The following is a 26,302-nucleotide window of genomic DNA, read 5'->3' as shown; positions in this document are numbered from 1 at the left end:
TTCAACCCGCCGCGTGAGTGCGAATGGCACTGATGATGCTGTTGGTGTTCCAGGCGCATTCGGCATGTGCGGCCTGGCGTACTACAGTAGAAATCCGCTCCGCACCAAATGGTTTGACCGCAATGATCACCTTGTCCATTCGTTTGGCGATCTCGATTTCCTTGTTGATCCACTTGCTGTAGGTCGAATACATCCCCGCCATGATCAGCACTGCCGAGCAGGGCCGGATCTTGTTTTCGATAGCTGTTTCCAGTTGTTTGTCGGTCTGCGCGCCGATGATCGGGTTGTCCGGCGGCACTGAAAAATTTTTGAACGTGAAGCCGGGTTTGGCGTTGAGCAGCCGCACGAGGTTGTCGTGGGCGTGGGGGTAGCTCCACGAGTGGCTGATGAACAAATGATAGGTTTGCATGGATGTCCCTCGGTATCGCCGGAATGCGAAGAGGGCTTGAATGTATGCACTTGGATGGCAGCAACAAGGCCTGCGCGGTTAAAGAGACGGGTCCTTCAAACAGGCGCGCAAATGTCCTACAGAGATGTCTGACGTTTAAAAGGCGGGGGATTTGCAGGTCGCAACGAACAGCCCGCCGCCCCGTTTGCATCGGAGCGGCTGGAGTGTCTGTTTAGTAGCTGGTTTCCGGCAAACTGGCGATGATCGAGCGGTAGCTGTTCATCCGTTGCTGCTGCACGCGACCCTCTTCCAGGGCCTTGAGCAGGGCGCAACCCGGCTCGCGGTCGTGCTTGCAGTCGCGGAAGCGGCAGGTGCCGATCAGGTCGTTGAACTCGATGAAGCCGGCTTCGACGTCGGCACGGCTGACGTGGCCCAGGCCGAATTCGCGGATACCCGGGGAGTCGATCAGCTCACCGCCACCGGGGAAGTGGAACAACCGCGCGGTAGTGGTGGTGTGAGTGCCCTGGCCGGACAACTCGGACAGCGGGCCGACACGGGCTTCGACTTCCGGCAACAGGCTGTTGACCAACGAAGACTTGCCGACGCCGGATTGGCCGACGAACACGCTGATGCGCCCGTCCAGCTGTTCTTGCAGTTGCTCCATGCCGTTGCCGTGGTGCGCCGACACTTCCAGCACCGGGTAACCCAGCGTGCGGTAAACCGCCAGCAAGGCATTCAACGCCGGGGCGTTCTGCTCGTCGATCAAGTCGAACTTGTTGAGCAACAGCAGCGGCCGAATCCCTGCGTGCTCGGCGGCGACCAGATAGCGGTCGATCAGGTTCGCGTGAGGCTCGGGCAGCGGCGCGAAGACGATGACGATCATGTCGACGTTGGCGGCTACAGGTTTGAGCTGACCACGGCTGTCCGGACGGCAGAGTTCGGTTTTACGCGGCAGTTGCGCCACGATCACGCCGATGCCCTGGTTGCCGGCACGCCAGACCACCTGATCGCCGGTCACCAGCGCCGGCAGGTTGGCGCGCAAGTGACAGCGGAACACCTGGCCGGCCAAATCGCCATCGAGGGCTTCGACTTCGACCTGCACACCGAAGTGCGCGATCACCAGGCCGGTCTGTTCCGGACCCAGGTCGCCACCCTCAAGTGCCTCGACAGCCGAGGACTCGCGTTTGGCGGCGCGGGCAGCGCGTTCGCCCTGAATCTTTTCGATGCGCCAGTTTTGACGACGATTGAGTTGGCGTTTGGCCATGGGTGTTCCGTATCAAGAATGCAGCGATTAGGTAAAACGGCCGCGAGTTTAGCACGCCCGGCCACCGGCCTAGGCTAAACTGCGCAGCATTGCCTAGGAGCCGACACATGCAAAATCCGCAGAATCTGATCTGGATCGACCTGGAAATGACCGGTCTGAACCCTGATACCGACGTCATCATCGAGATGGCCACCATCGTCACCGACAGTGACCTGAACACTTTGGCCGAAGGCCCGGTGATTGCCATCCACCACAGCGACGAAATTCTCGCCGGCATGGACGAGTGGAACACCCGTCAACATGGCGGCTCCGGGCTGACCCAACGGGTTCGCGACAGCCGCATCAGCATGGCCGAAGCCGAAGCCGAGACCATTGCCTTCCTGGAAAAATGGGTGCCGAAAGGCAAGTCGCCGATCTGCGGCAACAGCATCTGCCAGGACCGTCGCTTCCTTTATACCCACATGAAATCCCTGGAAAGCTTCTTCCACTACCGCAACCTTGACGTGTCGACGCTGAAAGAATTGGCCGCACGCTGGGCGCCGGACGTGCGCGACAGCTTCAAAAAGGGCAGCACTCACCTGGCCCTGGACGACATTCGCGAATCGATTGCCGAGCTGCAACACTACCGCAAGCATTTCATCAAGTTCTGATCCGGCAACCCGGTCCCTGTAGGAGCTGTCGAGTGAAACGAGGCTGCGATCTTTTGATTTTGCTTTTAAAACAAGATCAAAAGATCGCAGCCTCGTTTCACTCGACAGCTCCTACAGGGGGCGCGTAACGGCTGCCCTCTTTTGGGGCCTCAGTGAAGTGAGTAGACTGCGCGCCTTCTTGCAAGGACCGCCACCATGTTGCTGATGCTTTACCTGATCGCCATTACCGCCGAAGCCATGACCGGTGCCCTGTCTGCCGGTCGTCGCGGGATGGACTGGTTTGGCGTGGTGCTGATTGCCTGCATCACGGCTTTGGGTGGGGGGTCGGTGCGTGACGTGTTGCTCGGTCACTACCCGTTGACGTGGGTCAAGCACCCGGAATACCTGGTGCTGACCTCGGTGGCGGCGATGTTCACGGTGTTCGCTGCGCGCTGGATGCGCCACCTGCGCTCGCTGTTTCTGGTGCTCGACGCCGTGGGCCTGGTGGCGTTCACGCTGATCGGCTGCATGACCGCGCTGGAAATGGGTCACGGCATGCTCGTGGCTTCGGTCAGCGGCGTGATCACCGGGGTGTTCGGCGGCATCCTGCGCGACATCTTCTGCAACGACATCCCGCTGATCTTCCGCCGTGAACTCTACGCCAGCGTCTCGTTCGCGGCGGCGTGGTGCTACATGCTCTGCATCTATCTGCAACTGCCCGGCGAACAGGCGATTCTCATCACCTTGTTTGGTGGCTTCCTGCTGCGGTTACTGGCGATCCGTTTTCACTGGGAAATGCCGAAGTTCGTTTATAACGACGAAGCCTGACGTGTGGCGTGTTGCTTGAGCGCCCACTCGACATGCTCTCGCACCAACTCCGACGGGTAATCCTTGCGAGCCTTCAACGCTTCCAACACCGGAATGCTCGACGGAGCGTTCCCCAGGCCCACCGCCAGATTTCGCAGCCAGCGCTCGTAACCGGCCCGGCGTAACGGCGAGCCTTCGGTACTGCTGAGGAACTTGTCCTCGTCCCACATGAACAGTTCGGCCAACTCTGCGTTGTCCAGATTGTGTCGTGGCTTGAAGTCGCTTTCCCCGGACGGACGGGCGAAGCGGTTCCACGGGCAGACGATCTGGCAGTCATCGCAACCGAACACCCGATTGCCGATCAGTGGCCGCAAATCTTCCGGGATCGCGCTTTTCAGTTCGATGGTCAGGTAGGAAATACAGCGTCGGGCATCCAGCACGTACGGGCCGACAAAGGCGTTGGTTGGACAGATGTCGAGGCACGCTGTGCAGCGGCCGCAATGTTCGGTGGCGTGAGGAGGGTCGACGGGCAGCGGCAGGTCGACGAACAGTTCGCTGAGAAAGAAGTAACTGCCGGCCTTGCGATTCAATACCAGGGTGTTTTTGCCGATCCATCCAAGACCGGCCTGTTCCGCGATGGCTTTTTCCAGTACCGGGGCGCTGTCGACGAAGGCGCGGAAACCAAACGGGCCGATCTCGGCCTGAATTTTATCGGCCAGTTGTTGCACGCGTTTACGGATCAATTTGTGGTAATCGCGGCCCAAGGCATAGCGCGAGACGTAGGCTTTTTCTGGTTGTGCCAGACGTTTGGCCATTTCGGTGTCGCCCGGCAGGTAGTCCATGCGTAGGGAAACGACCCGAAGCGTGCCGGGCACCAGCTCTTCCGGGTGTGAGCGTTTGCTGCCGTGGGCGCCCATGTAGTCCATTTCGCCGTTGTAGCCGGCCGCGAGCCAGCGCTCCAGGTGCTGCTCATGCTCGGCCAGGTCGAGGCCGCTGATGCCAACTTGCTGAAAGCCCAGCTCGCGGCCCCAGTCCTTGATGGATTGGGCGAGGGCGGGCAGGTCTGTGGTAATTGCGGGCATGAGACGAGAGAAACCGGAGCTGAGGTGCGTATAATTCTGCCAGACATCGGAGCCCGAAGACGCATGCCGCACACTAAAGATGATTTACCCGACGCGCTGTATAGCGCCGCGCAAGTCCGAGCCCTCGATGCAAGCCTGATCGCGGCCGGCACACCGGGCTTCGAATTGATGCAGCGCGCGGCGCGGGCGACCTGGCGTGCACTGGTCCGTCATTGGCCGTCGGCGAATGAATTGAGTGTCGTGGCCGGTCATGGCAATAACGCCGGCGATGGTTATCTGGTGGCCGTGCTGGCCCGACGTGCGGGCTGGCATGTGCGGGTGTTGGCGGTCGGTGATCCCAAACGTTTACAAGGTGATGCGGCATTGGCCCATGCCGAGGCCGTGTCCGAAGGTGTCGCGGTTCAAGCCTGGAGCGCACAGTCCGAGTTGCGCGGTATCGTACTGGACGCCTTGCTCGGCACTGGTTTGACGGGTGAGGTGCGAGAGCCCTACGCGGGCGCCATCGCGGCGATCAATGGCAGCGGGTTGCCGGTTGCGGCGGTGGATATCCCTTCGGGGTTGTGCGCTGATACCGGCCGAATACTCGGCGCTGCGGTGCGGGCTGAGCTGACGGTGACATTCATCGGCCTGAAACTGGGTCTGTTCGCCGGCGATGCTGCAGACGTGGTCGGCGAGTTGGTGTTCAACGATCTGCAAGCCTCCCCCGAGTCGTTTAACGGAGTCGCCATCAGTGCGCGTCGCCTGACGGCCAGTTCCTTGCCGCGCCTGGCGGGCCGAGCTCCAACCTCTCATAAAGGCAAATTCGGCCACGTCCTGCTGATCGGCGGTGATCGTGGCTTTGGTGGCGCCATCCTGCTAAGCGCGCAAAGTGCGCTGCGTAGCGGTGCGGGCATGGTGTCCGTGGCGACGCGCAGTGAGCATGTTCCGGCCGCGCTGGCGAGAATCCCCGAAGCCATGGTGTTGGGCACTTCGTCGGCCAATCAACTGATGGAACTGCTGCAAAAGGTTTCCGTGCTGGTGGTCGGCCCAGGCTTAGGTCAGGCTTCCTGGGGGCGCAGCCTTTTGTCGGTGGCTGCCAACGCGCCGCTGCCGCAAGTCTGGGACGCCGACGCATTGAATCTGCTGGCCACAGAGCACGTGAGCTTGCCCAAGGATTGTGTGATCACTCCGCATCCTGGCGAGGCGGCGCGCTTGTTGGGGATGAGCACTGCTGAAGTGCAGGCCGATCGTCCAGCGGCGGCTCACGCCTTGAGCAAAAAATATACAGCTGTCGTGGTGCTAAAAGGTGCCGGCAGCCTGATCGCCAGCCCCGATGGGCGCCTGGCGTTGTGTCATCAGGGCCATCCGGCCATGGCCACCGCCGGTTTGGGTGATGTGCTGGCCGGTCTGGTCGGCGCGTTGCTGGCGCAAGGCATGGAGGCGTTCGACGCCGCCTGCCTGGCCGTCTGGCTGCACGCCAATGCCGGTGCGCAAGAAGGTAAATCGGGCCGTGGGCTGGCGGCCAGTGATCTGATTCCAGCCATTCGTCTGTTGTTGGAGGAGCAAGCACCGTGTCTGAAGTAACCCTGTACCTGGCTGATGAAGAGGCGATGACCGCATTTGGCGCACGCATCGCGCAAACCACCGAAGGGCACGGTCTGATTTTTCTCGAGGGAGATCTGGGAGCGGGGAAAACCACGCTGTCCCGGGGCATCATCAGGGGGCTGGGGCATAAAGGGTCGGTAAAAAGCCCTACGTTTACCCTGGTCGAACCCTACGAGATTGGTGACGTCCGGGCCTTCCATTTCGACCTCTATCGCCTGGTCGACCCTGAAGAGCTGGAGTACCTCGGCATCCGCGACTACTTCGAAGACGACGCGTTGTGCCTGATCGAGTGGCCCGAAAAGGGTGCAGGCTTTTTGCCAAAGCCCGACCTGACCATTACCATTAGCCCGCATGACAGCGGGCGTTCGCTGAAAATTTTGTCCCAGGGCTCGCGTGGCGAGTCGTGGTGTGCCGCTTTGGCATTGGAAACCAATTAAATGATGGGGTTAGGTATGCGCTTTCGCGCGATGGTAGCTGCCGTAGGATTGTTGTTTTTGGCGGTGACCGTCGACGCTGTGGCCGAGACAAAGGTCAACAGCGTTCGCCTGTGGCGGGCTCCGGACAACACACGACTGGTGTTCGACCTGACCGGTCCTGTCCAGCACAGTGTTTTTACCCTGACCTCCCCGGATCGGCTGGTTATCGACATCAATGGCGCGACCCTCGGTGCGCCGTTGAACGTCAACACTTCGAACACCCCGATCACGGCCATGCGCTCGGCTCAACGCACGCCGACCGACCTGCGGGTGGTTATCGACTTGAAAAAAGCCGTGACGCCGAAAAGTTTTACCCTGGCGCCAAACGCCCAGTACGGCAATCGCCTGGTGGTCGACTTGTTCGATAACGCCGCCGACGCCGCGCCAATTCCGGTGCCGACCAACGTTGCGACGGTAGCCCCGGTACCGGTCACTCCGGTGGAGCCTGCGGTGAAGCTGCCGCCAGCACCGGCCGGCAAGCGCGACATTATTGTAGTCATCGATGCCGGTCACGGCGGCGAAGACCCGGGAGCCTCGGGCTCTCGCGGTCAGCGCGAGAAAGACGTGGTGCTGGCCATCGCCCGCGAACTGCAGCGTCAGGTCAGCGGCATGAAAGGCTTCCGCGCCGAACTGACCCGCACCGGCGACTACTTCATCCCATTGCGTGGCCGTACCGAAATCGCCCGCAAGAAGGGCGCCGACCTGTTCGTTTCGATTCACGCCGACGCCGCGCCTTCGGCCGCAGCCTTCGGTGCCTCGGTGTTCGCCCTGTCTGATCGCGGTGCTACCTCGGAAACGGCCCGCTGGCTGGCCGACAGCGAAAACCGTTCCGACTTGATCGGCGGTGCCGGCAACGTCAGCCTCGACGACAAGGACCGCATGCTGGCGGGCGTGCTGCTCGATCTGTCGATGACCGCGTCACTGACCTCCAGCCTGAACGTCGGCCAAAAGGTTCTGAGCAACATCGGCCGCGTCACGCCGCTGCACAAACAGCGCGTGGAACAGGCCGGGTTCATGGTGCTGAAGTCGCCGGACATTCCATCGATCCTGGTGGAAACCGGGTTCATCTCCAACGCCAACGAAGCGTCCAAGCTTGCTGCAGCGAATCACCAGCAAGCGTTGGCGCGTTCGATCAGCAGCGGCGTGCGTCAGTTCTTCCAGCAGAATCCGCCACCGGGCACCTACATCGCCTGGCTGCGTGATTCCGGCAAAATCGTTCAAGGTCCACGTGACCATCGGGTAAGCCCGGGCGAGACCCTGGCAATGATCGCCGTGCGTTATCAGGTGTCCCCTGCCACCCTGCGCAGCGCCAACAACCTGCAGAGTGACGAGCTGAAAATCGGTCAGACCCTGACCATTCCCGGCACTGAACTGGCGGCCAAAGAATGAACCAGGTGCTGACCAACACGGCTCGCATCGAGCTGCTCAGCCCGCGACTGGCGAACCAGATTGCCGCCGGTGAGGTGGTTGAGCGTCCGGCTTCGGTGATCAAGGAGTTGCTGGAAAACAGCCTCGACTCCGGCGCCAAGCGTATCGATGTCGATGTGGAGCAGGGCGGCGTCAAGCTGCTGCGGGTGCGCGACGATGGCAGCGGCATTTCTGCCGATGACCTGCCGCTGGCTTTGGCGCGTCACGCCACCAGCAAGATCCGCAATCTGGAAGACCTCGAGCAGGTCATGAGCCTCGGGTTTCGCGGTGAGGCCCTGGCATCCATCAGCTCCGTGGCGCGTCTGACCCTCACCTCTCGCACTAAAGAGGCCGATCAGGCCTGGCAGGTTGAAACCGAAGGCCGGGACATGGCGCCTCGCGTGCAACCAGCGGCCCATCCGGTGGGCACGTCGGTGGAAGTGCGCGACCTGTTCTTCAACACCCCGGCGCGGCGCAAATTCCTCAAGACCGAAAAAACCGAATTCGATCACCTGCAAGAAGTGATCAAGCGTCTGGCCCTGGCGCGTTTTGACGTGGCGTTCCATTTGCGCCACAACGGCAAAACCATCCTCAGCCTGCACGAAGCCCATGACGACGCGGCCCGTGCCCGACGTGTGGCGGCGATTTGCGGTTCGGGTTTCCTCGAGCAGGCACTGCCGATCGAGATCGAGCGCAATGGCCTGCATTTGTGGGGTTGGGTCGGCTTGCCGACGTTCAACCGCAGCCAGGCAGACTTGCAGTATTTCTTTGTGAACGGCCGTGCGGTACGCGACAAACTGGTGGCTCACGCGGTGCGTCAGGCCTATCGCGACGTGCTGTTCAACGGTCGGCACCCGACATTCGTACTGTTTTTCGAAGTCGATCCTGCAGGCGTTGATGTCAACGTGCACCCGACCAAGCACGAAGTGCGCTTCCGTGACGGGCGCATGGTTCACGATTTCCTCTATGGCACCCTGCACCGCGCCTTGGGCGATGTGCGGCCGGAAGACCATCTGGCCGCGCCTGTCGCGACGGCCATCGTTCGACCGACCGGCATTGATGCTGGTGAGTTCGGTCCGCAAGGCGAAATGCGTCTGGCGGCCAATGCCTTGCTGGAACAGCCTCAGGCCCAGCCGTCGTTCAATACGCCGGCAGGCTCGGGCGCTGGTGCCGGTTATCAATATCAGTATTCGCCGCGACCTCAATCGGGTGTGCCTGTGGCTGAAGCTCAGGCTGCCTACCGCGAGTTTTTTGCGCCGTTGCCCGAAGCCAATGCGGTCGCGTTACCGGCCGGGCAGGACGATGTTCCGCCGCTGGGTTATGCACTGGCGCAGCTCAAAGGCATCTACATTCTTTCGGAAAACGCCCAGGGCCTGGTGCTGGTGGACATGCATGCTGCTCACGAGCGAATCATGTACGAACGCCTGAAAATCGCCATGGCCAGCGAAGGCCTGAGCGGTCAGCCGCTGCTGGTGCCGGAGTCTCTGGCGGTCAGTCAGCGTGAAGCCGATTGCGCCGAAGAACACGTCGCGTGGTTCCAGCGCCTGGGCTTTGAATTGCAACGTCTGGGCCCGGAGTCCCTGGCCATCCGGCAGATTCCAGCCTTGCTCAAGCAAGCTGAAGCCAATCGATTGGTCAGTGATGTTCTGGCGGATCTGATGGAATACGGCACCAGCGACCGGATTCAGGCGCACCTGAACGAACTGCTCGGGACCATGGCCTGCCACGGCGCGATTCGTGCGAATCGGCGTCTGGCCCTGCCGGAAATGAACGGTCTGCTGCGGGACATGGAAAACACCGAACGCAGCGGTCAATGCAACCATGGCCGACCGACCTGGACCCAACTGGGCCTGGACGATCTGGACAAACTGTTCTTGCGCGGTCGTTGATGAACCAGCTCCCTCCTGCGATTTTCCTGATGGGGCCGACCGCCGCCGGCAAGACCGACCTGGCTATCGAACTCACCAAAGTCTTGCCTTGCGAGCTGATCAGCGTCGATTCGGCGCTGGTCTACCGTGGTATGGATATCGGCACCGCCAAGCCTTCAAAAGAGCTTCTGGCTGAATTTCCACACCGGTTGATCGATATTCTCGACCCGGCAGAGAGCTATTCGGCCGCCGATTTCCGTCGTGACGCCCTCGAAGCCATGGCCGAGATCACCGCGCGGGGCAAAATTCCGCTGCTGGTGGGCGGCACAATGCTCTATTACAAGGCTTTGGTTGAAGGTCTGGCAGACATGCCAGCGGCTGACCCGGCCATTCGCGCACAGATTGAAGAAGAAGCTGCACGCCTTGGCTGGCAAGCCGTGCACGATCAACTGGCAGTCATCGATCCGGAATCCGCCGCGCGTATTCATCCGAACGATCCGCAGCGACTCAGTCGAGCGTTGGAAGTTTATCGTGTCAGTGGTCAGAGCATGACTGCACTAAGGTTGCGACAATCTGCGCAAAGTACTGAAGCAGCCGCTTCGGGACTGCAACAATTGCCCTATACTGTCGCGAACTTGGCCATTGCTCCGGCAAATCGTCAGGTATTGCACGAGCGAATTAAACAAAGATTCACGAATATGTTGGAACAGGGATTCATTGACGAGGTCGTAGCCCTGCGTAAGCGAAGTGACCTGCATGCCGGGTTGCCGTCTATACGTGCAGTAGGCTACCGACAAGTCTGGGACTACCTGGATGGCAAGCTGACGCAAGCCGAGATGCAGGAGCGTGGAATCATTGCTACGCGCCAATTGGCGAAGCGCCAGTTCACCTGGCTGCGCAGTTGGGCTGATTTACACTGGTTGGACAGCCTCGATTGCGACAATCTGCCGCGCGCCTTGAAATACCTTGGGACCATCTCCATATTGAGCTGAGTCCTTGCATTTGCCGTCTATCCTTGGGGGTGTGACGGCCACAAGCCATTTGTTTACCTATTTTTTATATTGAATCCTTAAAGGAGTGCGGCACATGTCAAAAGGGCATTCGCTACAAGACCCTTACTTGAATACTTTACGTAAAGAGAAAGTGGGGGTTTCCATCTACCTGGTCAACGGGATCAAACTGCAAGGCACGATCGAGTCTTTCGACCAGTTCGTTATCCTGCTGAAAAACACCGTCAGCCAGATGGTTTACAAACACGCTATCTCTACAGTGGTGCCGGTTCGTCCAATTCGTCTGCCTAGCGCAACCGAATCCGAAGCAGGTGACGCTGAGCCAGGTAACGCCTGATAGGAGTCTCCTTTGTTCTTTGAGCGCCACGGTGGTGGTGAGCGAGTAATCCTCGTTCACTTGGATGGACAGGACCCTGAGGCGCGCGAAGATCCGCAGGAGTTTCAGGAGTTGGCTAATTCGGCCGGCGCCGAGACCGTCGCGTTTTTCAACGTGCCGCGTCATCGGCCAACCGCCAAATTCCTGATTGGCAGCGGCAAGGTCGAGGAACTGCGCGACCTGGTCCATGCCGAAAAGGCAGATCTGGTCATCTTCAATCACATCCTCACGCCCAGTCAGGAACGTAACCTCGAACGTGTTTTCGAGTGTCGCGTGATCGACCGTACCGGTCTGATTCTCGATATTTTCGCCCAACGTGCCCGTACCCATGAAGGCAAGCTCCAGGTCGAACTGGCCCAGCTTGACCACATGAGCACTCGGCTGGTTCGCGGCTGGACCCACCTTGAGCGTCAAGGTGGCGGTATCGGTATGCGTGGCCCGGGCGAAACCCAGTTGGAAACCGACCGCCGTTTGCTGCGGGTTCGCCTGCGACAGATCAAGGGCCGGCTGGAAAAAGTGCGCAGTCAGCGCGAGCAGTCGCGACGCGGCCGTTCGCGTGCGGATATTCCTACCGTGTCCCTGGTGGGGTATACCAACGCCGGCAAATCCACGCTCTTCAACAACGTGACGAAATCCGACGTGTACGCGGCTGACCAGTTGTTCGCCACGCTGGACCCGACCTTGCGCCGTTTGGAGCTCGACGACCTGGGGCCGATTGTTCTGGCCGACACGGTGGGTTTCATACGCCACTTGCCCCACAAACTGGTCGAGGCATTTCGGTCTACGCTCGAAGAGTCGAGCAACTCAGACCTGCTGTTGCACGTGATCGATGCGGCCGAACCGGATCGCATGTTGCAGATCGAGCAGGTGATGGTGGTGCTGGGCGAGATCGGAGCCCAGGACTTGCCGATCCTCGAGGTCTATAACAAACTCGATTTGCTTGAAGGCGTTGAGCCACAAATCCAGCGCGACGAAAACGGCAAGCCCCAACGGGTCTGGCTGTCGGCGCGTGATGGAAGTGGTCTGGAATTGCTTGAGCAAGCCATTTCCGAGTTGCTGGGCGGTGATTTGTTTGTTGGCACCTTGCGCTTGCCGCAACGTTTTGCTCGACTGCGTGCGCAGTTTTTCGAACTCGGTGCGGTGCAGAAAGAAGAACACGACGAAGAAGGCATCAGCCTGCTGGCCGTTCGCTTGCCGCGGGTCGAGTTGAATCGACTGGTGAGCCGCGAAGGTCTGCAGCCGATGGAGTTCATCGAGCAACACACTTTGCAATAAAAGCCTGGAAAAGCGGTTGTGCCGTGGTGACAGGCATTCTGTAGCATTGGTCGGCGCGCCGTGGGTGCGTCTTTGCTTTATCAGATGGAGAGCGCTATGGCTTGGAATGAGCCGGGTGGCAACTCGAATAATCAGGATCCTTGGGGTGGCAAACGCCGCAATAACGGCGACCGCAAGGGACCACCGGATCTCGACGAGGCCTTCCGAAAGCTGCAGGAAAGCCTGAACGGGTTGTTCGGTGGTGGTAAGAAACGCGGTGATGACGGTGGCGGTTCGGGCAGGAGTGGCGGCTTCGGCGGTCTGCTCGGCATCGGCCTGGTCGTGTTGGCGGCCGTGTGGCTGTACAGCGCGGTCTATGTAGTCGACGAGCAGGAGCAGGCCGTGGTGCTGCGCTTCGGCAAGTACTACGAAACCGTCGGCCCGGGCCTGAACATCTATTTCCCTCCGATCGATCGCAAGTACCTGGAAAACGTCACGCGTGAGCGTGCCTATACCAAGCAGGGTCAAATGCTGACTGAAGACGAGAACATCGTCGAAGTGCCGCTGACCGTGCAGTACAAGATCAGCAACCTGCAAGACTTCGTGCTGAGCGTTGATCAGCCGGAAATCAGCCTGCAGCACGCGACCGAAAGTGCCTTGCGCCATGTGGTGGGTTCCACCGCTATGGATCAGGTGCTGACCGAAGGTCGTGAATTGATGGCCAGCGAAATCAAGGAGCGTCTGCAACGCTTCATGGATACCTATCGCACCGGTATCACCGTCACCCAGGTCAACGTACAGAGCGCAGCCGCACCGCGTGAAGTGCAGGAAGCCTTCGATGACGTGATCCGCGCCCGTGAAGACGAGCAGCGTTCGCGTAACCAGGCTGAAACCTACGCCAACGGCGTCGTGCCGGAAGCCCGTGGTCAGGCCCAGCGCATCATCGAAGATGCCAATGGTTACCGTGACGAAACCGTCTCGCGCGCCAAGGGTGAGGCTGATCGCTTCACCAAGCTGGTGAGCGAGTATCGCAAGGCACCTGAAGTGACCCGTCAGCGTCTGTACCTGGACACCATGCAGGAAGTCTTCAGCAACACCAGCAAGGTTCTCGTGACCGGCAACAAGAATGGCCAGAGCAATCTGCTGTACTTGCCGCTGGACAAGATGGTCGAAAGCGGTCGCAACACCAGCACTGCGGTGACCGGCGCGGCAGCCAACAGCAATGAAGCGAATGTGCGTGCAGTCGATCTGCAGCAACAGCAAGCACGTACCAGGGAGAGTCGCTGATGAGCAATAAATCGCTGATCGCCCTTATTGTCGGCGTCGTCGTGGCGATCGCTGCCTGGAACTGCTTCTACATCGTGGCTCAGACCGAGCGCGCGGTGTTACTGCAGTTTGGTCGTGTGGTCCAGGCTGATGTTCAGCCGGGCCTGCATGTGAAAGTGCCTTACGTCAACCAGGTGCGCAAATTCGACGCACGCCTGATGACGCTGGATGCACCGACACAACGCTTCCTGACGCTGGAAAAGAAAGCCGTCATGGTCGATGCCTACGCCAAGTGGCGCGTGAAAGATGCCGAGCGCTTCTACACCGCGACTTCCGGCCTCAAGCAGATTGCTGACGAGCGTCTTTCCCGTCGTCTGGAGTCGGGCCTGCGTGACCAGTTCGGTAAGCGCACGCTGCACGAAGTGGTTTCCGGTGAGCGCGATGCGCTGATGACCGATATCACGGCTTCACTGAACAAGATGGCGGAAAAAGAGCTGGGCATCGAAGTTGTCGATGTTCGGGTCAAGGCTATCGATCTGCCGAAAGAAGTGAACCGCAGCGTGTTCGAGCGCATGAGTTCCGAGCGTGAGCGTGAAGCTCGCGAGCACCGCGCCAAGGGTAACGAACTGTCGGAAGGCATTCGTGCCGACGCTGATCGTCAACGCCGCGTGTTGCTGGCTGAAGCCTATCGTGAATCTGAAGAGGTTCGCGGTGACGGTGATGCCCAGGCGGCTGCGATCTACTCCAAGGCCTACGGCCAGGATCAGGAGTTCTACGGTTTCTACCGTAGCCTGCGCGCCTACCGTGAAAGCTTCGCTAACAAATCCGACGTCATGGTCCTGGACCCAAGCAGCGACTTCTTCCGTTACCTGGAAAAAGCCAAGCCTTGATACGACGTTGACCTGAATCATCCCCCGCCTGGCGGCTAACGCTTCGGGCGGGGTGATCCTTTGGGAAAACGTGTGTATGATGCGGCAGCCGGGAAATTCCCGGCTTTTTTGCGTCTGCACGTTTGATTGGTTTTTTTATGCAGGCGTCCGAGTTGAATGACTCGACAGGTTTTTCGAGGAAAGTGGTTGGCGAAGCCGATTTCAGGCTTTTCGCCCCGTTGTTCATGCGCGTGGTTTGCGCATGAGCCGATCATTTTCTGCTTCACTCAAGGCTCGCCCAAAGGCTGGCCGCCCGGATCATAGGGGAATGGCGTAATGGCAACGGTAGACCGCTGGCTGCTGCCAGATGGCATCGAAGAAGTACTGCCACCAGAGGCGGCGCGAATTGAAATTGCGCGTCGTCAGGTGTTGGATTTGTTCCAGAGCTGGGGTTACGAGTTTGTCGTGACTCCCCATATCGAGTACCTGGAATCCCTGCTGACCGGCGCGGGCCAGGACCTCGACCTGCGTACCTTCAAGGTCATCGACCCGCAATCGGGCCGGCAGATGGGTTTCCGTGCCGACATCACGCCGCAAGTGGCACGTATCGATGCGCACACCTTGAGACGCGAAGGCCCGAGCCGTCTGTGCTATGCCGGTAGCGTGCTCCACGCTCAGCCACGCGCCTTGTCATCCTCGCGCAGCCCGATCCAGCTGGGTGCCGAATTGTACGGCGATGCCAGTCCGAGCAGCGATGTGGAAGTCATCAGCCTGATGTTGGCTATGCTGCAACTGGCCGATGTGCCGGATGTGCACATGGATCTCGGTCATGTTGGTATCTACCGTGGCCTGGCTCGCGCTGCCGGTTTGTCCGGTGAAGTCGAGCAACAGCTGTTCGATGCATTGCAACGTAAAGCCATCGACGAGGTCATTACCTTGACCGAAGGCTTGCCTGCCGATCTGTCGGGCATGTTGCGGGCGCTGGTTGACCTCTGTGGTGGCCGTGAAGTATTGAGCGCTGCCCGCGAGCGTCTGGCGGATGCGCCGGCGCCGGTGCTGGCAGCTCTGGACGACTTGCTGGCGATTGCCGAGCGTCTGTCCACGCGTTTCCCTGAGTTGCCGTTGTATTTCGACCTGGGCGAGTTGCGCGGCTACCACTACCACACCGGTGTGGTGTTCGCGGTATTCGTACCGGGTGTTGGCCAGTCCATTGCTCAGGGCGGTCGTTACGACGACATCGGTGCCGACTTCGGTCGGGCTCGTCCGGCAACCGGCTTCTCTACCGATTTGAAAACCCTGGTGACCCTGGGGCGTGCTGAGATCGAGTTACCGTCTGGCGGTATCTGGATGCCTGACAGTACGGATGCGGCACTCTGGCAGCAGGTTTGCCAGTTGCGCAGTGAGGGTCAGCGTGTCGTTCAGGCATTGCCTGGGCAACCTTTGGCCGCCGCCCGTGAAGCGGACTGCGACCGGCAATTGATTCAGCAGAACGGGCTGTGGCAAGTATCGCCACTGGCTTCTTGAGTTTTCCTGCCGGCCGCGGCCGGCACCAAGTTTGCGCGAATGAGGACAAGTGTTATGGGTAAGAATGTCGTAGTCCTGGGCACCCAATGGGGTGATGAGGGCAAAGGCAAGATCGTTGATCTGCTGACCGAACATGCTGCCGCCGTAGTGCGCTACCAGGGTGGCCACAACGCTGGTCACACCCTGGTGATCGATGGCGAAAAAACCGTCTTGCACCTGATCCCGTCGGGCGTGCTGCGCGCAGGCGTGCAGTGCCTGATCGGCAACGGCGTGGTGGTTGCACCCGACGCTCTGCTGCGGGAAATCATCAAGCTGGAAGAGAAAGGCGTACCGGTGCGCGAGCGCCTGCGTATCAGCCCGTCCTGCCCGCTGATCCTGTCCTATCACGTAGCGCTGGACCAGGCCCGTGAAAAGGCCCGTGGCGAGCTGAAGATCGGTACTACCGGTCGCGGCATCGGCCCGGCGTACGAAGACAAGGTTGCACGTCGTGGCCTGCGCATCGGTGACCTGTTCCACCGCGAGCGTTTCGCCGCCAAGCTGGGCGAGTTGCTGGATTACCACAACTTCGTTCTGGTCAATTACTACAAAGAGCCTGCGATCGACTTCCAGAAAACACTCGACGAGTGCATGGAATACGCCGAGCTGCTCAAGCCGATGATGCTCGACGTCACCGCTGAGCTGCACGAACTGCGTCGCGCTGGCAAAGACATCATGTTCGAAGGCGCCCAAGGCTCCCTGCTGGACATCGACCACGGTACCTACCCGTACGTCACCAGCTCCAACACCACCGCGGGCGGCATTGCCACCGGTTCGGGTTTTGGCCCGATGTACCTGGATTACATCCTGGGTATCACCAAGGCTTACACCACTCGCGTTGGTTCGGGTCCGTTCCCGACTGAGTTGTTTGATGATGTGGGTGCTTTCCTGGCCAAACGTGGCCACGAGTTCGGCGCTACCACTGGCCGTGCCCGTCGTTGCGGCTGGTTCGATGCCGTCATCCTGCGTCGCGCTATCGACGTCAACAGCATCTCGGGCCTGTGCCTGACCAAGCTCGACGTGCTGGACGGTCTGGAAACCATCAACATCTGCGTTGGCTACAAGAACCAGGATGGTGCAGTGATCGACGCGCCGACTGACGCCGACAGCTACATCGGCCTTGAGCCGGTGTACGAAGAGATGCCGGGCTGGACCGAATCCACCGTCGGCGCCAAGACCCTGGAAGAGCTGCCACAGGCTGCACGCAACTACATCAAACGCGTCGAAGAGTTGGTGGGTGCACCGATTGACATTATTTCGACGGGCCCGGACCGCAACGAAACCATCGTTCTGCGTCACCCGTTCGCTTAATAAGTCGTTGATGTAAAACACAAAGGGCCCCTAATGGGGCCCTTTGTCGTTTATGCCTGTTGGACGGCATGACCTTTGCTGTGATGTTGATTAAAAGCATCGCTTCCAGCGCGCCATCAATTTAATGGCGCCAAGCAGAGGGATTTTAAGTGTCAGCCATTCTCTCACTGTTACAAAGCCGTCTATTGCGGCCTGTGTTCGTTACCCTAGGTATCGCCCTTTTGGTGCAGGTGCTGGTGGCCGTCGCCCTGACCCGGAGCACAGTGACCGCACTGGAAGCTGATCTCGGCGTGCGGCTGGGTGCCGACAGTCAAAAACTCTCTGGCGAACTTGAACAGGCAGGGCGTGAAGTCACGTCGAGCCTCGACAGCCTCTCCACCAGCACACGTCAGCGCCTTACGGCCGGCTTGTCCTCGCGATTGAAGGACGAGCAGGCGCAACTGCGTTCGACATTGGAGAAGGATCTGAAGGACTCTGCCAATGATATGGCGCAGCTTTTGGCTTCGGTCGCACCCCGCGCCATGTGGGACAGCGACGTTCCAACCCTGTCCGAATTTGCCCGCCGGGCTCAGCGTAATCCCAACGTGCTATTCGTGGTCTACGACGACGCGACGGGGCAGCATCTGACGCGCTACCTCAACCGCGAGAACCCGATCAACAAGGCGCTGCTTGAGAAGGGTCAGGGCGAGCGCGCCCTGGACAAGGTGCTGGATGCGGCGAAGAACGATCCATCGGTCTATTACCTCGAAGCCTCGATCAATCCTAACGGCGTGGAAATCGGCAAGGTCTTGATGGGCGTCTCGACCGCCTCGGTGGAAACCGATCTGGCGGCCCTGGACAAGCGCTTTTCGGCTCTGATCGCCAACAGTGATCAATTGGTGGGCGACAGCCTCAAGGGTGCGGCAGCTGATAGTGCAGCCGCGATGGGCGCGCGCTTGCAGTCGGCGCAAGTCACGGCCTCTGAAATGAAAGCCAACACCACCAGCACTGTGCAGGAAGCGGCGGGCACTTTGCGTTGGCGCATCGGCATGGGTCTGGCGGTGGTGGGTTTCGGTGTGTTGCTGTTGCTGGCCGTGGTCCTGGGTCGTCGAGTGGTCAATCGCCTGAAATTGCTGATTGCGGCCATGGATGATTTGGCTGCGGGCGAGGGCGATCTGACCAAGCGCGTGCAGATCAACAGTAAGGACGAAATCGGCGACATGGCCTCGGCGGTCAATCGCTTTGTGGATAAGTTGCAGCCGATCGTGCGTGAAGCGGGCGATGTGGCTCAACGCACTGGCGTGGAAATCGGCGCCATGACTTTACGCAATGCCGGGGCCGATAAAGCGGCGGGCATGCAACGTGATGAAGTGGCCGAGAGCCTGCGTGCGTTGTCGCAAATGGCTGACGAAGCCCAGTCTGAAAGTCATGCCATGCAGGCAGCCTTGCAGCAAGTGGTGGATATTCGTTCGGCCACGGATGAAAACACGCGGACCTCGGCGAAAGTCGGCAGCCTGATCGAGGCGTTGGCCGGGCAGGTCGACACCGGGGCGAAAGTCATCGAGCGGCTGGCGCAGCAGAGTGAGCAGATTGAAGTGGTGCTGACGGTGATTCACGGGATCGCCGAGCAGACCAACCTGCTGGCGCTGAACGCGGCGATCGAAGCGGCGCGTGCGGGCGAGACCGGTCGTGGGTTTGCCGTGGTGGCAGATGAGGTGCGGGCGCTGGCGAGCAAGACGCAGAGTTCCACTGGCGACATTCAGGCGCACATCGTTGCCTTGCAGCAAGGTGCGCGTGAGGCGGTGGCAGCGATCGGTCAGGCCGGGCGTCAGGCCAGCGAAGGATTGCTGGTGCTGCGTGACAGCGCGCGGTTGCAGCAATCGGTGCAGGCGTCGGTCGAGCAAGTGCATACGGCGATAGGTCTGGCAACGCAGGCGGCGGCGCATCAGGCGCAAGGCGCGCAAGCGGTGCGCGGTCGGGTTGAGACCATTCATGCGCAGGCAGAGAAAGCGGCTCAAGCGGTGGTGGAAACCACTGCCAGCGGCAAGGTGCTGGATGGATTGGCGGCGCAGTTGAAGGCGAGCCTGGGGCAGTTCCGGGCTTAAGATTTGTATTGCTGCGTCAGAAGTCATCGCGAGCAAGCTCGCGATGACAATGTCAGCGGCTCAAATACATCCGGGTAGTAAGCAGATAAACCGGCAACCCCGACACCAAAATCAACAACGCCGCATAAGGCGCCGCTGCCGCAAACTCCACATTCGCGGTATGCGCCCACACTTCAGTAGCCAGCGTATTGAGCCCGGTTGGGCTCAGCAGCAGCGTGGCCGTCAGTTCCTTCATCGCATCTAGAAACACCAGCGCAAACGCCGCGCCCAATGCGGGAAAGATAATGGGCAGCGTCACCCGGCAAAACGCGCTGAAGGACGACGCCCCCAGCGTGCGTGCCGCCTCTTCCAATTGCGGTGCAGCCTTGTTCAGCGCCGTGCGAATCGGCGCCTGAGCCAGCGGCAGAAACAGCAGCGCATAAGCGATCAGCAGCAGCGCCGAAGTCTGGTAGAGCGCTGGCACATAGTGCAGGGCGAAGTACACCAGCGTCAGCGCAATCACCAATCCTGGCAGCGCATGCAGCAGATAAGGCAAGCGTTCGGCCCAGATTGCCAACTGGCCTTTGTAGCGCACCACCAACAACCCCACCGGCACTGCCAGCACTAGGCACAGCGACGCGCCGCCCAGTGACAACGCCAGGGAGGAGAGCAGCGCCTCGCTGATCGCCGCCACCGGGAATGCTGCCGACGAACCTACTGCCAGCCAGTACGCAAGCATCCCGAGCGGAATACCGCTGCCGATGATCGCCAGCGCCAGGCAATAAAGTTGTCCGGCAGCAGCCCAAGGCCCCAGCCGAACCTGTTCCGCATGCCGGGCCGCGCCCTGACCGGTACGCACGTGTCGGCCCTTGCCGCGTACGCGCAGTTCCAGCCACAGCAATATCAGGCACAGTGCCAGCAATACGGCGGAAAGCATTGCAGCATTCGCGTTACTGAATTCCAGTTCGAACTGTTGATAGATCGCGGTGGTAAAGGTTTGCAGTCCGATGATCGACAGCGCACCGAATTCCACCAGCATGTGCAGCGCAATCAGCAGCGAACCGGCGAGCAGTGACGGCCAGAGCAGCGGCAGAGTGATTCTGAAAAACACGCCCCAGCGATTCTGCCCAAGTGTGCGGGCGGACTCTTCGAGGGAGGGATCGAGATTGCGCAGGGTCGCCGCGACCGGCAGAAAGATCAGCGGATACTTGGACAGGGTCATCACCAGGATCGCCCCGCCCAGGCCTTCGAAGTGAGCGCTCAGAGAAACCCAAGTAAAGCTGCTGACAAACGCCGGTACCGCGAACGGCAGGCACAAAATTACGCCCCACAAGCGCCGTCCGGGCAAGTTGCTGCGCTCCAGCAACCAGGCCAGCGACAAGCCGATCACGCCGCAAGCGAGCGTCACGCCAACCATCAGCGCCAAGGTGTTGCGCAGCAGGCCAAACACATAAGGTCGCCACAACAAATGCAGCGCCTCGGCCCAGCCGGCCTGCCAGGTTTTGAGTCCGACATACGCGAGCGGCAACAGGCTGAGCACCACCAGCAGCAAAACCGGTAGCAGCAGCCAGATCGACGGCCGCTTGCGCCTTGGCACATAACTCCCGCGCGCGACGGGGGCTGATAACGATGCGCTCATCAGTTCAAGCCAACGTCACGTTCCAGGTCCAGGGCTTCTTCGGCATTGCCGAGGTCGGCTGGCGTCACTTTCGGCGCTTGCAGTTCGCTGAATGGCTTGAGCCCGCGATCCGATTCCATTCCTTTGTGCAGCGGGTACTCGGCAGTGGTCTGAGTGATCACGCGCTGACCTTCTTCACTGGCCATGTAGGCGAGAAATTGCTGGGCTTCTTTTGGATGCTTGCTGGATTTCAGCGCGGCCGCACTGGAAACAGTGATCAGCCCGCCGACGTCGCCGCCGGTGAAATAATGCAGTTTCGAATCGAGCTGGCCTTTTTCGCGTTGCAAGGCGAACCAGTAATAATTGTTCACCAGCACGGTAGCGACTTCGCCGTTTTCCACCGCCTTTAGAGCCACCATGTTGTTGCTGTAGGTTTTTCCGAAAGCCCGCAAGCCAGTCAGCCATTCTTCGGCCGCGTCCATTCCGTGCACTTTGATGATTGCCACGGCCTGTTCCTGGAACGCGCCGCTGGTAGGCACGAAGCCGACCTTGCCTTGCCATTTCGGGTCGGAGAACTCCATCACCGACTTGGGCAGGTCTTTTTCGTCAATCAGCTTGGGGTTGTAGGCGACCACGCGGACCCGGGCGGTGATACCGATCCAGGTGCCATTGCCGGCGACATAGTCTTTCGGCAGAACGGCTAGGGTGGCGGCATCGGTCTGTGCCAGCAGGCCTTGTTCGCCGAGTTTGTTCAGTGGTGGCGATTCTTCGGTGTAGATCACGTCGGCAGGGGAGCGATCGCCTTCTTCGACGACCTGGCTGGCGAGCTGGTTGCTGCTGCCTTTGCGCACATTGACGTGAATCCCGGTCTTGGCTTCGAAGGCTTTGGCGATGGCGTCGCCGACTTCTTTGTGTTGACCGTTATAGAGTGTCAGGGAAACCGGTTCGGCGGCTTGGGTGAGGGGAGTGGCGAGTGCCAGGCCGAGCAGGGTCATGGTCAGGCCGCGGCGTAGGGTATTTCGAAACATCATTCGCAAGGTTCCTCACTGTCGCATTGCAAAAACTTGAAACAATGATAAACGATATTGTTTCTCAAGTGCGCCTTGCAGCGGGTGAGGGGTTGGTAGGAGCTGCCGAAGGCTGCGATCTTTTGATCTTGATTGTTGGTGGAGCTGAAATTGCTGAAGATCAAAAGATCGCAGCCTTCGGCAGCTCCTACACAAACCCCGGAAACGCAGAAACCCGCTTTCGCGGGTTTCTGTGAAATTCAAGATCGTGACCTTGAATTTGAATTGGTGCCCAGAAGAAGACTCGAACTTCCACGACCTTGCGGTCACCAGCACCTGAAGCTGGCGTGTCTACCAATTTCACCATCTGGGCATAATCTTCAGCGTTACCGCTGTTGATGTGGCGCACTATACGGAGAGCTTTTTGATCTGTAAACCCCTGATTTAGTTTTAATAAATCAGGGGTTTAGAATGCAAAAAACCCGCTTTCGCGGGTTTTTGTGTGAGCCTTGAAATTGATCTAATCTCAAGCTCGAAATTGGTGCCCAGAAGAAGACTCGAACTTCCACGACCTTGCGGTCACCAGCACCTGAAGCTGGCGTGTCTACCAATTTCACCATCTGGGCATTATCGACAATGCGTCTGCGTCGTCGATGGCGCGCACTATACGGAGCGTCTTTTTAACTGTAAACCCCCGGCATCAAAAAAACCTGGAAAATTTTACCAGTGGCATTTAATTCAGCTTTGCGGTGTCGATAAAGGGCTTTAGATGGGCTGTCGTAGCCTGAAATTTCCCGTTTCATTACGCCTATGCCAAACTAACCCGCATATAGACAAGGTGAAAACTCTCTAATGGCCGATTGGCAGTCCCTCGATCCCGAGGCCGCTCGTGAAGCGGAAAAATATGAAAACCCTATTCCTAGCCGCGAACTGATCCTTCAGCACCTTGCTGATCGGGGTTCGCCTGCTAACCGCGAACAGCTGGTCGAAGAGTTTGGTCTGACCACAGAAGACCAGATCGAAGCCCTGCGCCGCCGCCTGCGCGCCATGGAGCGCGACGCTCAACTCATCTATACCCGTCGCGGCACCTATGCGCCGGTGGACAAGCTCGACCTGATCCTGGGCCGCATCAGCGGTCACCGTGACGGCTTCGGCTTCCTGGTCCCGGACGACGGCAGTGACGACCTGTTCATGAGCCCGGCGCAAATGCGTCTGGTGTTCGATGGCGATCGTGCTTTGGCTCGTGTTTCCGGCCTCGACCGTCGCGGTCGCCGCGAAGGCATGATCGTCGAAGTGGTGTCCCGTGCCCACGAGACCATCGTCGGTCGCTACTTCGAAGAGGGCGGTATTGGTTTCGTCGTCGCGGATAACCCGAAGATCCAGCAAGAAGTGCTGGTCACGCCGGGCCGTAACGCCAACGCCCAGATCGGTCAGTTCGTCGAAGTGAAGATCACTCACTGGCCGACACCACGCTTCCAGCCGCAAGGCGACGTGGTTGAAGTGGTGGGTAACTACATGGCGCCGGGCATGGAAATCGACGTTGCCCTGCGCACCTACGATATTCCTCACGTCTGGCCTGAGGCTGTGCTGAAAGAAGCCGCCAAGCTCAAGCCGGAAGTCGAAGAGAAAGACAAAGAGAAGCGCATCGACCTGCGTCATCTGCCGTTCGTGACCATCGACGGCGAAGATGCGCGCGACTTCGATGATGCGGTTTACTGCGAAGCCAAGCCGGGCAAACTGCGCTTGTTCTCCGGCGGCTGGAAGTTGTACGTGGCGATTGCCGACGTTTCCAGCTACGTGAAAATCGGTTCGGCGCTGGATAATGAGTCCCAGGTTCGCGGCAACTCGGTGTACTTCCCTGAGCGCGTCGTGCCGATGCTGCCTGAGCAGTTGTCCAACGGCCTGTGCTCGCTGAACCCGCACGTCGATCGCCTGGCCATGGTTTGTGAGATGACCATCTCCAAATCCGGCGAGATGACCGACTACTGCTTCTACGAAGCGGTGATTCACTCCCACGCTCGCCTGACCTACAACAAAGTCAGTGCCATGCTGGAAACGCCGAAACTCACCGAGGCGCGTCAGCTCCGTGGCGAGTACACCGACGTTCTGCCGCACCTCAAGCAGCTTTACGCACTGTACAAAGTGTTGCTGGCCGCTCGTCACGTGCGTGGCGCGATCGATTTCGAAACGCAGGAAACCCGGATCATCTTCGGGACCGAGCGCAAGATTGCCGAAATCCGTCCAACCGTTCGTAACGACGCCCACAAGCTGATCGAGGAATGCATGCTGGCGGCCAACGTGGCCACCGCCGAATTCCTGAAAAAGCACGAAATCCCTGCGCTGTATCGCGTTCACGATGGCCCGCCACCGGAGCGTCTGGAAAAACTGCGCGCTTTCCTTGGCGAGCTCGGCCTATCCCTGCACAAAGGCAAGGACGGCCCGTCGCCGAAGGATTACCAGGCATTGCTGGCGAGCATCAAGGACCGTCCGGATTTCCATCTGATCCAGACCGTCATGCTGCGTTCGTTGAGTCAGGCGGTGTATAGCGCCGATAACCAGGGCCACTTCGGCCTGAATTACGAAGCCTATACCCACTTCACCTCGCCGATCCGCCGCTACCCGGACTTGCTAACGCACCGGGCGATTCGCAGCGTCATCCATTCGAAAATGGACACCCCGCACGTTCGCCGTGCTGGCGCGATGACCATTCCGAAAGCGCGCATCTACCCGTACGACGAAGCGATTCTGGAGCAGCTCGGCGAGCAGTGCTCGATGAGCGAGCGCCGTGCCGACGAAGCGACCCGCGATGTCGTGAACTGGCTCAAGTGCGAGTTCATGAAAGACCGCGTGGGCGAGTCGTTCCCGGGTGTGATCACTGCCGTGACCGGTTTTGGTCTGTTCGTCGAGCTGACCGATATCTACGTCGAAGGCCTGGTGCACGTCACCGCGCTGCCGGGCGATTACTACCACTTCGATCCTGTGCACCACCGCCTGGCCGGTGAGCGTACCGGTCGCAGTTTCCGTCTTGGCGATACCGTTGAAGTGCGTGTCATGCGCGTCGACCTCGACGAACGCAAGATCGACTTCGAGATGGCTGAAAAAACCATCAGCGCGCCGATCGGTCGCAAGAAGCGCGGGACTGAAACCGCTGCACCCGCTACCAAAACGGCTGCAGAGCCGGCCCCGGCGAAAACCGGTCGTCGTCCTGCCAAGGAAAAAGCCGTAGAAGCCTATCGCCCGAGCGATGCCGCGGCGAAAAATGCTGAATTGCGCAAAAGCCGTGAGATGAAGCAGGCGTTGCTGTCTGAAGCGAAAAGTGGCGGTAAAGCGGCGTCTGGGGGAAAGACCGGACGGTCGGCGCCTGACAAGGCTCCCGGCGGCAAGCCAGCCAAACCGAGCAAACACCGTAAAGGCCCGCCAAAAGCGGGTTCTGCTCCAGCCGCCAAAAGCGGCGGGGCGCGTAAACCGAAGGCCAAGTCATGAGTCAGTTGGAAAAGATCTACGGCGTGCACGCTGTAGAAGCGTTGCTGCGTCACCACCCAAAACGCGTCAAGCAGATCTGGCTGGCCGAAGGCCGCAGTGATCCGCGCGTTCAGACGCTGATCGAACTGGCTAACGAAAATCGCGTGGCCGTCGGCAACGCCGAGCGCCGTGAGCTGGATGCCTGGGTTGAAGGTGTGCACCAGGGCGTGGTGGCGGAGGTGAGCCCGAGCCAGGTCTGGGGCGAGGCGATGCTCGACGAGCTGCTCGATCGCACCGAAGGCGCACCGCTGTTGCTGGTGCTCGACGGCGTGACCGATCCGCACAACCTCGGCGCTTGCCTGCGTTCGGCCGATGCGGCCGGCGCATTGGCGGTGATCGTGCCGAAGGACAAGTCAGCCACGCTGACTCCGACGGTGCGAAAAGTCGCCTGTGGCGCGGCGGAAGTGATTCCGTTGGTCGCCGTGACCAACCTGGCGCGCACCCTGGAAAAACTCAAGCAGCGCGGCTTGTGGGTTGTCGGTACTGCGGGCGAGGCCGAGCAGAGTCTGTATCAGCAAGACATGACTGGCCCGACCATCCTGATCATGGGTGCTGAAGGCAGCGGCATGCGTCGCCTGACTCGCGATCTTTGCGACTACCTGGTGCGCTTGCCGATGGCTGGCAGTGTCAGCAGTCTCAACGTATCCGTGGCGACCGGCGTGTGCCTGTTCGAGGCCCTGCGCCAGCGTGGCGTCAAAGCCGCCGGAACCGGTAAAAAGTCTTAAACCAGACTCGATCCAAACTGTGGGAGCGGGCTTGCTCGCGAAGGCGGAGTGTCAGTCGACAGAAATGTTGCCTGATACACCGCATTCGCGAGCAAGCTCGCTCCCACAGTGGTTTGTGGTGAGGCAAAAAATGGGTGGGCGAACGAACTGTTCAAATAATCACCAATTGCCTTGCGCCTCTTCTGTCCCTTCTCTACAATTGCGCCCCTTGCTGTG

At 59.8% G+C, this 26,302-nt stretch carries 21 protein-coding genes, 2 tRNA genes and 2 pseudogenes; 18 read left to right on the top strand and 7 right to left on the bottom strand.

All coding sequences use genetic code 11. The features are described 5' to 3' along the window. Position 1 precedes the first annotated feature (1 nt). Both FQ187_RS14755 and rsgA read right to left on the bottom strand, forming a co-directional pair. Positions 2-409, bottom strand: coding sequence for a TIR domain-containing protein (locus FQ187_RS14755; protein ID WP_149630044.1), 408 nt, complete (start codon positions 407-409; stop codon positions 2-4). Between the two features lie 211 nt (positions 410-620). Next, on the bottom strand, positions 621-1,652 hold the full coding sequence (gene rsgA / locus FQ187_RS14745) for a small ribosomal subunit biogenesis GTPase RsgA (protein ID WP_008153263.1): 1,032 nt from the start codon (positions 1,650-1,652) through the stop codon (positions 621-623). 107 nt (positions 1,653-1,759) lie between these two features. On the opposite strand from rsgA, the gene orn reads away from it, so the two are divergent. Together orn and FQ187_RS14735 are read left to right on the top strand one after the other, a co-directional pair. Further along, positions 1,760-2,302 (top strand): oligoribonuclease, encoded by a 543-nt coding sequence (orn, locus tag FQ187_RS14740; RefSeq protein WP_008035288.1) that lies wholly within the window; start codon positions 1,760-1,762, stop codon positions 2,300-2,302. A gap of 195 nt (positions 2,303-2,497) precedes the next feature. Then, positions 2,498-3,109, top strand: a complete 612-nt coding sequence (locus FQ187_RS14735) for a trimeric intracellular cation channel family protein (protein ID WP_129438987.1) — start codon at positions 2,498-2,500, stop codon at positions 3,107-3,109. Here the strand turns inward: FQ187_RS14735 and queG are convergent. After that, positions 3,091-4,170, bottom strand: a complete 1,080-nt coding sequence (gene queG, locus FQ187_RS14730) for a tRNA epoxyqueuosine(34) reductase QueG (protein ID WP_149630042.1) — start codon at positions 4,168-4,170, stop codon at positions 3,091-3,093. The two genes, FQ187_RS14735 and queG, sit on opposite strands and share 19 nt — an antisense overlap. A gap of 63 nt (positions 4,171-4,233) precedes the next feature. Between queG and FQ187_RS14725 the strand changes: the two genes are divergently transcribed. From FQ187_RS14725 to FQ187_RS30915, 13 genes and pseudogenes are all read left to right on the top strand, one after another. Beyond that, positions 4,234-5,733 (top strand): NAD(P)H-hydrate dehydratase, encoded by a 1,500-nt coding sequence (locus FQ187_RS14725; protein ID WP_149630041.1) that lies wholly within the window; start codon positions 4,234-4,236, stop codon positions 5,731-5,733. Continuing rightward, positions 5,721-6,191, top strand: a complete 471-nt coding sequence (tsaE, locus tag FQ187_RS14720; protein WP_149630040.1) for a tRNA (adenosine(37)-N6)-threonylcarbamoyltransferase complex ATPase subunit type 1 TsaE — start codon at positions 5,721-5,723, stop codon at positions 6,189-6,191. Before FQ187_RS14725 ends, tsaE begins: the two co-directional genes overlap by 13 nt. After that, on the top strand, positions 6,192-7,619 hold the full coding sequence (locus FQ187_RS14715) for an N-acetylmuramoyl-L-alanine amidase (protein WP_149630039.1): 1,428 nt from the start codon (positions 6,192-6,194) through the stop codon (positions 7,617-7,619). It abuts the gene before it with no gap. Continuing rightward, positions 7,616-9,526, top strand: a complete 1,911-nt coding sequence (gene mutL, locus FQ187_RS14710) for a DNA mismatch repair endonuclease MutL (RefSeq protein ID WP_149630038.1) — start codon at positions 7,616-7,618, stop codon at positions 9,524-9,526. Before FQ187_RS14715 ends, mutL begins: the two co-directional genes overlap by 4 nt. After that, positions 9,526-10,497: a tRNA (adenosine(37)-N6)-dimethylallyltransferase MiaA gene (gene miaA / locus FQ187_RS14705; RefSeq protein WP_149630037.1), complete on the top strand. Its 972-nt coding sequence runs from the start codon at positions 9,526-9,528 to the stop codon at positions 10,495-10,497. Before mutL ends, miaA begins: the two co-directional genes overlap by 1 nt. A gap of 94 nt (positions 10,498-10,591) precedes the next feature. After that, positions 10,592-10,852 carry an RNA chaperone Hfq gene (gene hfq / locus FQ187_RS14700; protein ID WP_007902656.1) on the top strand — a complete coding sequence of 87 codons (261 nt, stop codon included), beginning with the start codon at positions 10,592-10,594 and terminating at the stop codon, positions 10,850-10,852. 12 nt (positions 10,853-10,864) lie between these two features. Next, positions 10,865-12,166: a ribosome rescue GTPase HflX gene (gene hflX / locus FQ187_RS14695; protein ID WP_149630036.1), complete on the top strand. Its 1,302-nt coding sequence runs from the start codon at positions 10,865-10,867 to the stop codon at positions 12,164-12,166. 96 nt (positions 12,167-12,262) lie between these two features. Then, complete coding sequence (gene hflK / locus FQ187_RS14690) at positions 12,263-13,432, top strand: FtsH protease activity modulator HflK (protein WP_149630035.1); 1,170 nt, start codon at positions 12,263-12,265, stop codon at positions 13,430-13,432. Next, on the top strand, positions 13,432-14,301 hold the full coding sequence (gene hflC / locus FQ187_RS14685; RefSeq protein WP_056746351.1) for a protease modulator HflC: 870 nt from the start codon (positions 13,432-13,434) through the stop codon (positions 14,299-14,301). The genes hflK and hflC overlap by 1 nt, the downstream gene beginning before the upstream one ends. Positions 14,302-14,616: 315 nt before the next feature. Further along, entirely contained in the window at positions 14,617-15,804 is a 1,188-nt protein-coding gene (locus FQ187_RS14680; RefSeq protein ID WP_149630034.1) for an ATP phosphoribosyltransferase regulatory subunit, read from the top strand. A gap of 54 nt (positions 15,805-15,858) precedes the next feature. Continuing rightward, positions 15,859-17,151 (top strand): adenylosuccinate synthase, encoded by a 1,293-nt coding sequence (locus FQ187_RS14675; RefSeq protein WP_149630033.1) that lies wholly within the window; start codon positions 15,859-15,861, stop codon positions 17,149-17,151. Positions 17,152-17,636: 485 nt separating this feature from the next. Then, positions 17,637-18,329, top strand: a pseudogene (locus FQ187_RS30920) (methyl-accepting chemotaxis protein); the annotation flags it as partial. Positions 18,330-18,689: 360 nt separating this feature from the next. Then, positions 18,690-19,235 (top strand): annotated as a pseudogene (locus FQ187_RS30915) (methyl-accepting chemotaxis protein); the annotation flags it as partial. A gap of 52 nt (positions 19,236-19,287) precedes the next feature. Here FQ187_RS30915 and FQ187_RS14665 read toward each other — a convergent pair. Both FQ187_RS14665 and FQ187_RS14660 read right to left on the bottom strand, forming a co-directional pair. Beyond that, positions 19,288-20,853 carry an iron ABC transporter permease gene (locus FQ187_RS14665; protein WP_149630031.1) on the bottom strand — a complete coding sequence of 522 codons (1,566 nt, stop codon included), beginning with the start codon at positions 20,851-20,853 and terminating at the stop codon, positions 19,288-19,290. Next, positions 20,853-21,863, bottom strand: coding sequence for an iron ABC transporter substrate-binding protein (locus FQ187_RS14660; protein ID WP_149630030.1), 1,011 nt, complete (start codon positions 21,861-21,863; stop codon positions 20,853-20,855). The genes FQ187_RS14665 and FQ187_RS14660 overlap by 1 nt, the downstream gene beginning before the upstream one ends. Positions 21,864-21,886: 23 nt before the next feature. Here FQ187_RS14660 and FQ187_RS14655 point away from each other — a divergent pair, with 23 nt between their 5' ends. Continuing rightward, positions 21,887-22,096: a hypothetical protein gene (locus tag FQ187_RS14655; RefSeq protein ID WP_149630029.1), complete on the top strand. Its 210-nt coding sequence runs from the start codon at positions 21,887-21,889 to the stop codon at positions 22,094-22,096. Between the two features lie 29 nt (positions 22,097-22,125). Here the strand turns inward: FQ187_RS14655 and FQ187_RS14650 are convergent. Both FQ187_RS14650 and FQ187_RS14645 read right to left on the bottom strand, forming a co-directional pair. After that, positions 22,126-22,212, bottom strand: a tRNA-Leu gene (locus FQ187_RS14650). A gap of 166 nt (positions 22,213-22,378) precedes the next feature. Then, positions 22,379-22,465, bottom strand: a tRNA-Leu gene (locus FQ187_RS14645). 226 nt (positions 22,466-22,691) lie between these two features. On the opposite strand from FQ187_RS14645, the gene rnr reads away from it, so the two are divergent. After that, positions 22,692-25,322 carry a ribonuclease R gene (gene rnr, locus FQ187_RS14640; protein ID WP_149630028.1) on the top strand — a complete coding sequence of 877 codons (2,631 nt, stop codon included), beginning with the start codon at positions 22,692-22,694 and terminating at the stop codon, positions 25,320-25,322. Beyond that, a complete protein-coding gene (gene rlmB, locus FQ187_RS14635; protein WP_149630027.1) occupies positions 25,319-26,086 on the top strand; it encodes a 23S rRNA (guanosine(2251)-2'-O)-methyltransferase RlmB in 768 nt (255 codons plus the stop codon). The genes rnr and rlmB overlap by 4 nt, the downstream gene beginning before the upstream one ends. Positions 26,087-26,302: the final 216 nt, after the last annotated feature.

The sequence above is a fragment of the Pseudomonas sp. ANT_J28 genome, assembly GCF_008370005.1.
GTDB lineage: Bacteria > Pseudomonadota > Gammaproteobacteria > Pseudomonadales > Pseudomonadaceae > Aquipseudomonas > Aquipseudomonas frigoris.
The sequence above is the reverse complement of the archived record's forward strand: the minus strand, read 5'-3'. Positions and strand labels throughout refer to the sequence as shown.

What these genes read in the sequence shown, in the direction of transcription:
- FQ187_RS14755 (WP_149630044.1), bottom strand. Translation starts at nt 409, where the DNA reads ATGCAAACCTATCATTTGTTCATCAGCCACTCGTGGAGCTACCCCCAC.
- FQ187_RS14715 (WP_149630039.1), top strand. Translation starts at nt 6,192, where the DNA reads ATGATGGGGTTAGGTATGCGCTTTCGCGCGATGGTAGCTGCCGTAGGA.
- FQ187_RS14665 (WP_149630031.1), bottom strand. Translation starts at nt 20,853, where the DNA reads ATGAGCGCATCGTTATCAGCCCCCGTCGCGCGCGGGAGTTATGTGCCA.
- rlmB (WP_149630027.1), top strand. Translation starts at nt 25,319, where the DNA reads ATGAGTCAGTTGGAAAAGATCTACGGCGTGCACGCTGTAGAAGCGTTG.
- orn (WP_008035288.1), top strand. Translation starts at nt 1,760, where the DNA reads ATGCAAAATCCGCAGAATCTGATCTGGATCGACCTGGAAATGACCGGT.
- rsgA (WP_008153263.1), bottom strand. Translation starts at nt 1,652, where the DNA reads ATGGCCAAACGCCAACTCAATCGTCGTCAAAACTGGCGCATCGAAAAG.
- FQ187_RS14725 (WP_149630041.1), top strand. Translation starts at nt 4,234, where the DNA reads ATGCCGCACACTAAAGATGATTTACCCGACGCGCTGTATAGCGCCGCG.
- rnr (WP_149630028.1), top strand. Translation starts at nt 22,692, where the DNA reads ATGGCCGATTGGCAGTCCCTCGATCCCGAGGCCGCTCGTGAAGCGGAA.
- hflC (WP_056746351.1), top strand. Translation starts at nt 13,432, where the DNA reads ATGAGCAATAAATCGCTGATCGCCCTTATTGTCGGCGTCGTCGTGGCG.
- FQ187_RS14675 (WP_149630033.1), top strand. Translation starts at nt 15,859, where the DNA reads ATGGGTAAGAATGTCGTAGTCCTGGGCACCCAATGGGGTGATGAGGGC.
- FQ187_RS14680 (WP_149630034.1), top strand. Translation starts at nt 14,617, where the DNA reads ATGGCAACGGTAGACCGCTGGCTGCTGCCAGATGGCATCGAAGAAGTA.
- miaA (WP_149630037.1), top strand. Translation starts at nt 9,526, where the DNA reads ATGAACCAGCTCCCTCCTGCGATTTTCCTGATGGGGCCGACCGCCGCC.
- hfq (WP_007902656.1), top strand. Translation starts at nt 10,592, where the DNA reads ATGTCAAAAGGGCATTCGCTACAAGACCCTTACTTGAATACTTTACGT.
- FQ187_RS14735 (WP_129438987.1), top strand. Translation starts at nt 2,498, where the DNA reads ATGTTGCTGATGCTTTACCTGATCGCCATTACCGCCGAAGCCATGACC.
- mutL (WP_149630038.1), top strand. Translation starts at nt 7,616, where the DNA reads ATGAACCAGGTGCTGACCAACACGGCTCGCATCGAGCTGCTCAGCCCG.
- queG (WP_149630042.1), bottom strand. Translation starts at nt 4,170, where the DNA reads ATGCCCGCAATTACCACAGACCTGCCCGCCCTCGCCCAATCCATCAAG.
- FQ187_RS14660 (WP_149630030.1), bottom strand. Translation starts at nt 21,863, where the DNA reads ATGATGTTTCGAAATACCCTACGCCGCGGCCTGACCATGACCCTGCTC.
- hflK (WP_149630035.1), top strand. Translation starts at nt 12,263, where the DNA reads ATGGCTTGGAATGAGCCGGGTGGCAACTCGAATAATCAGGATCCTTGG.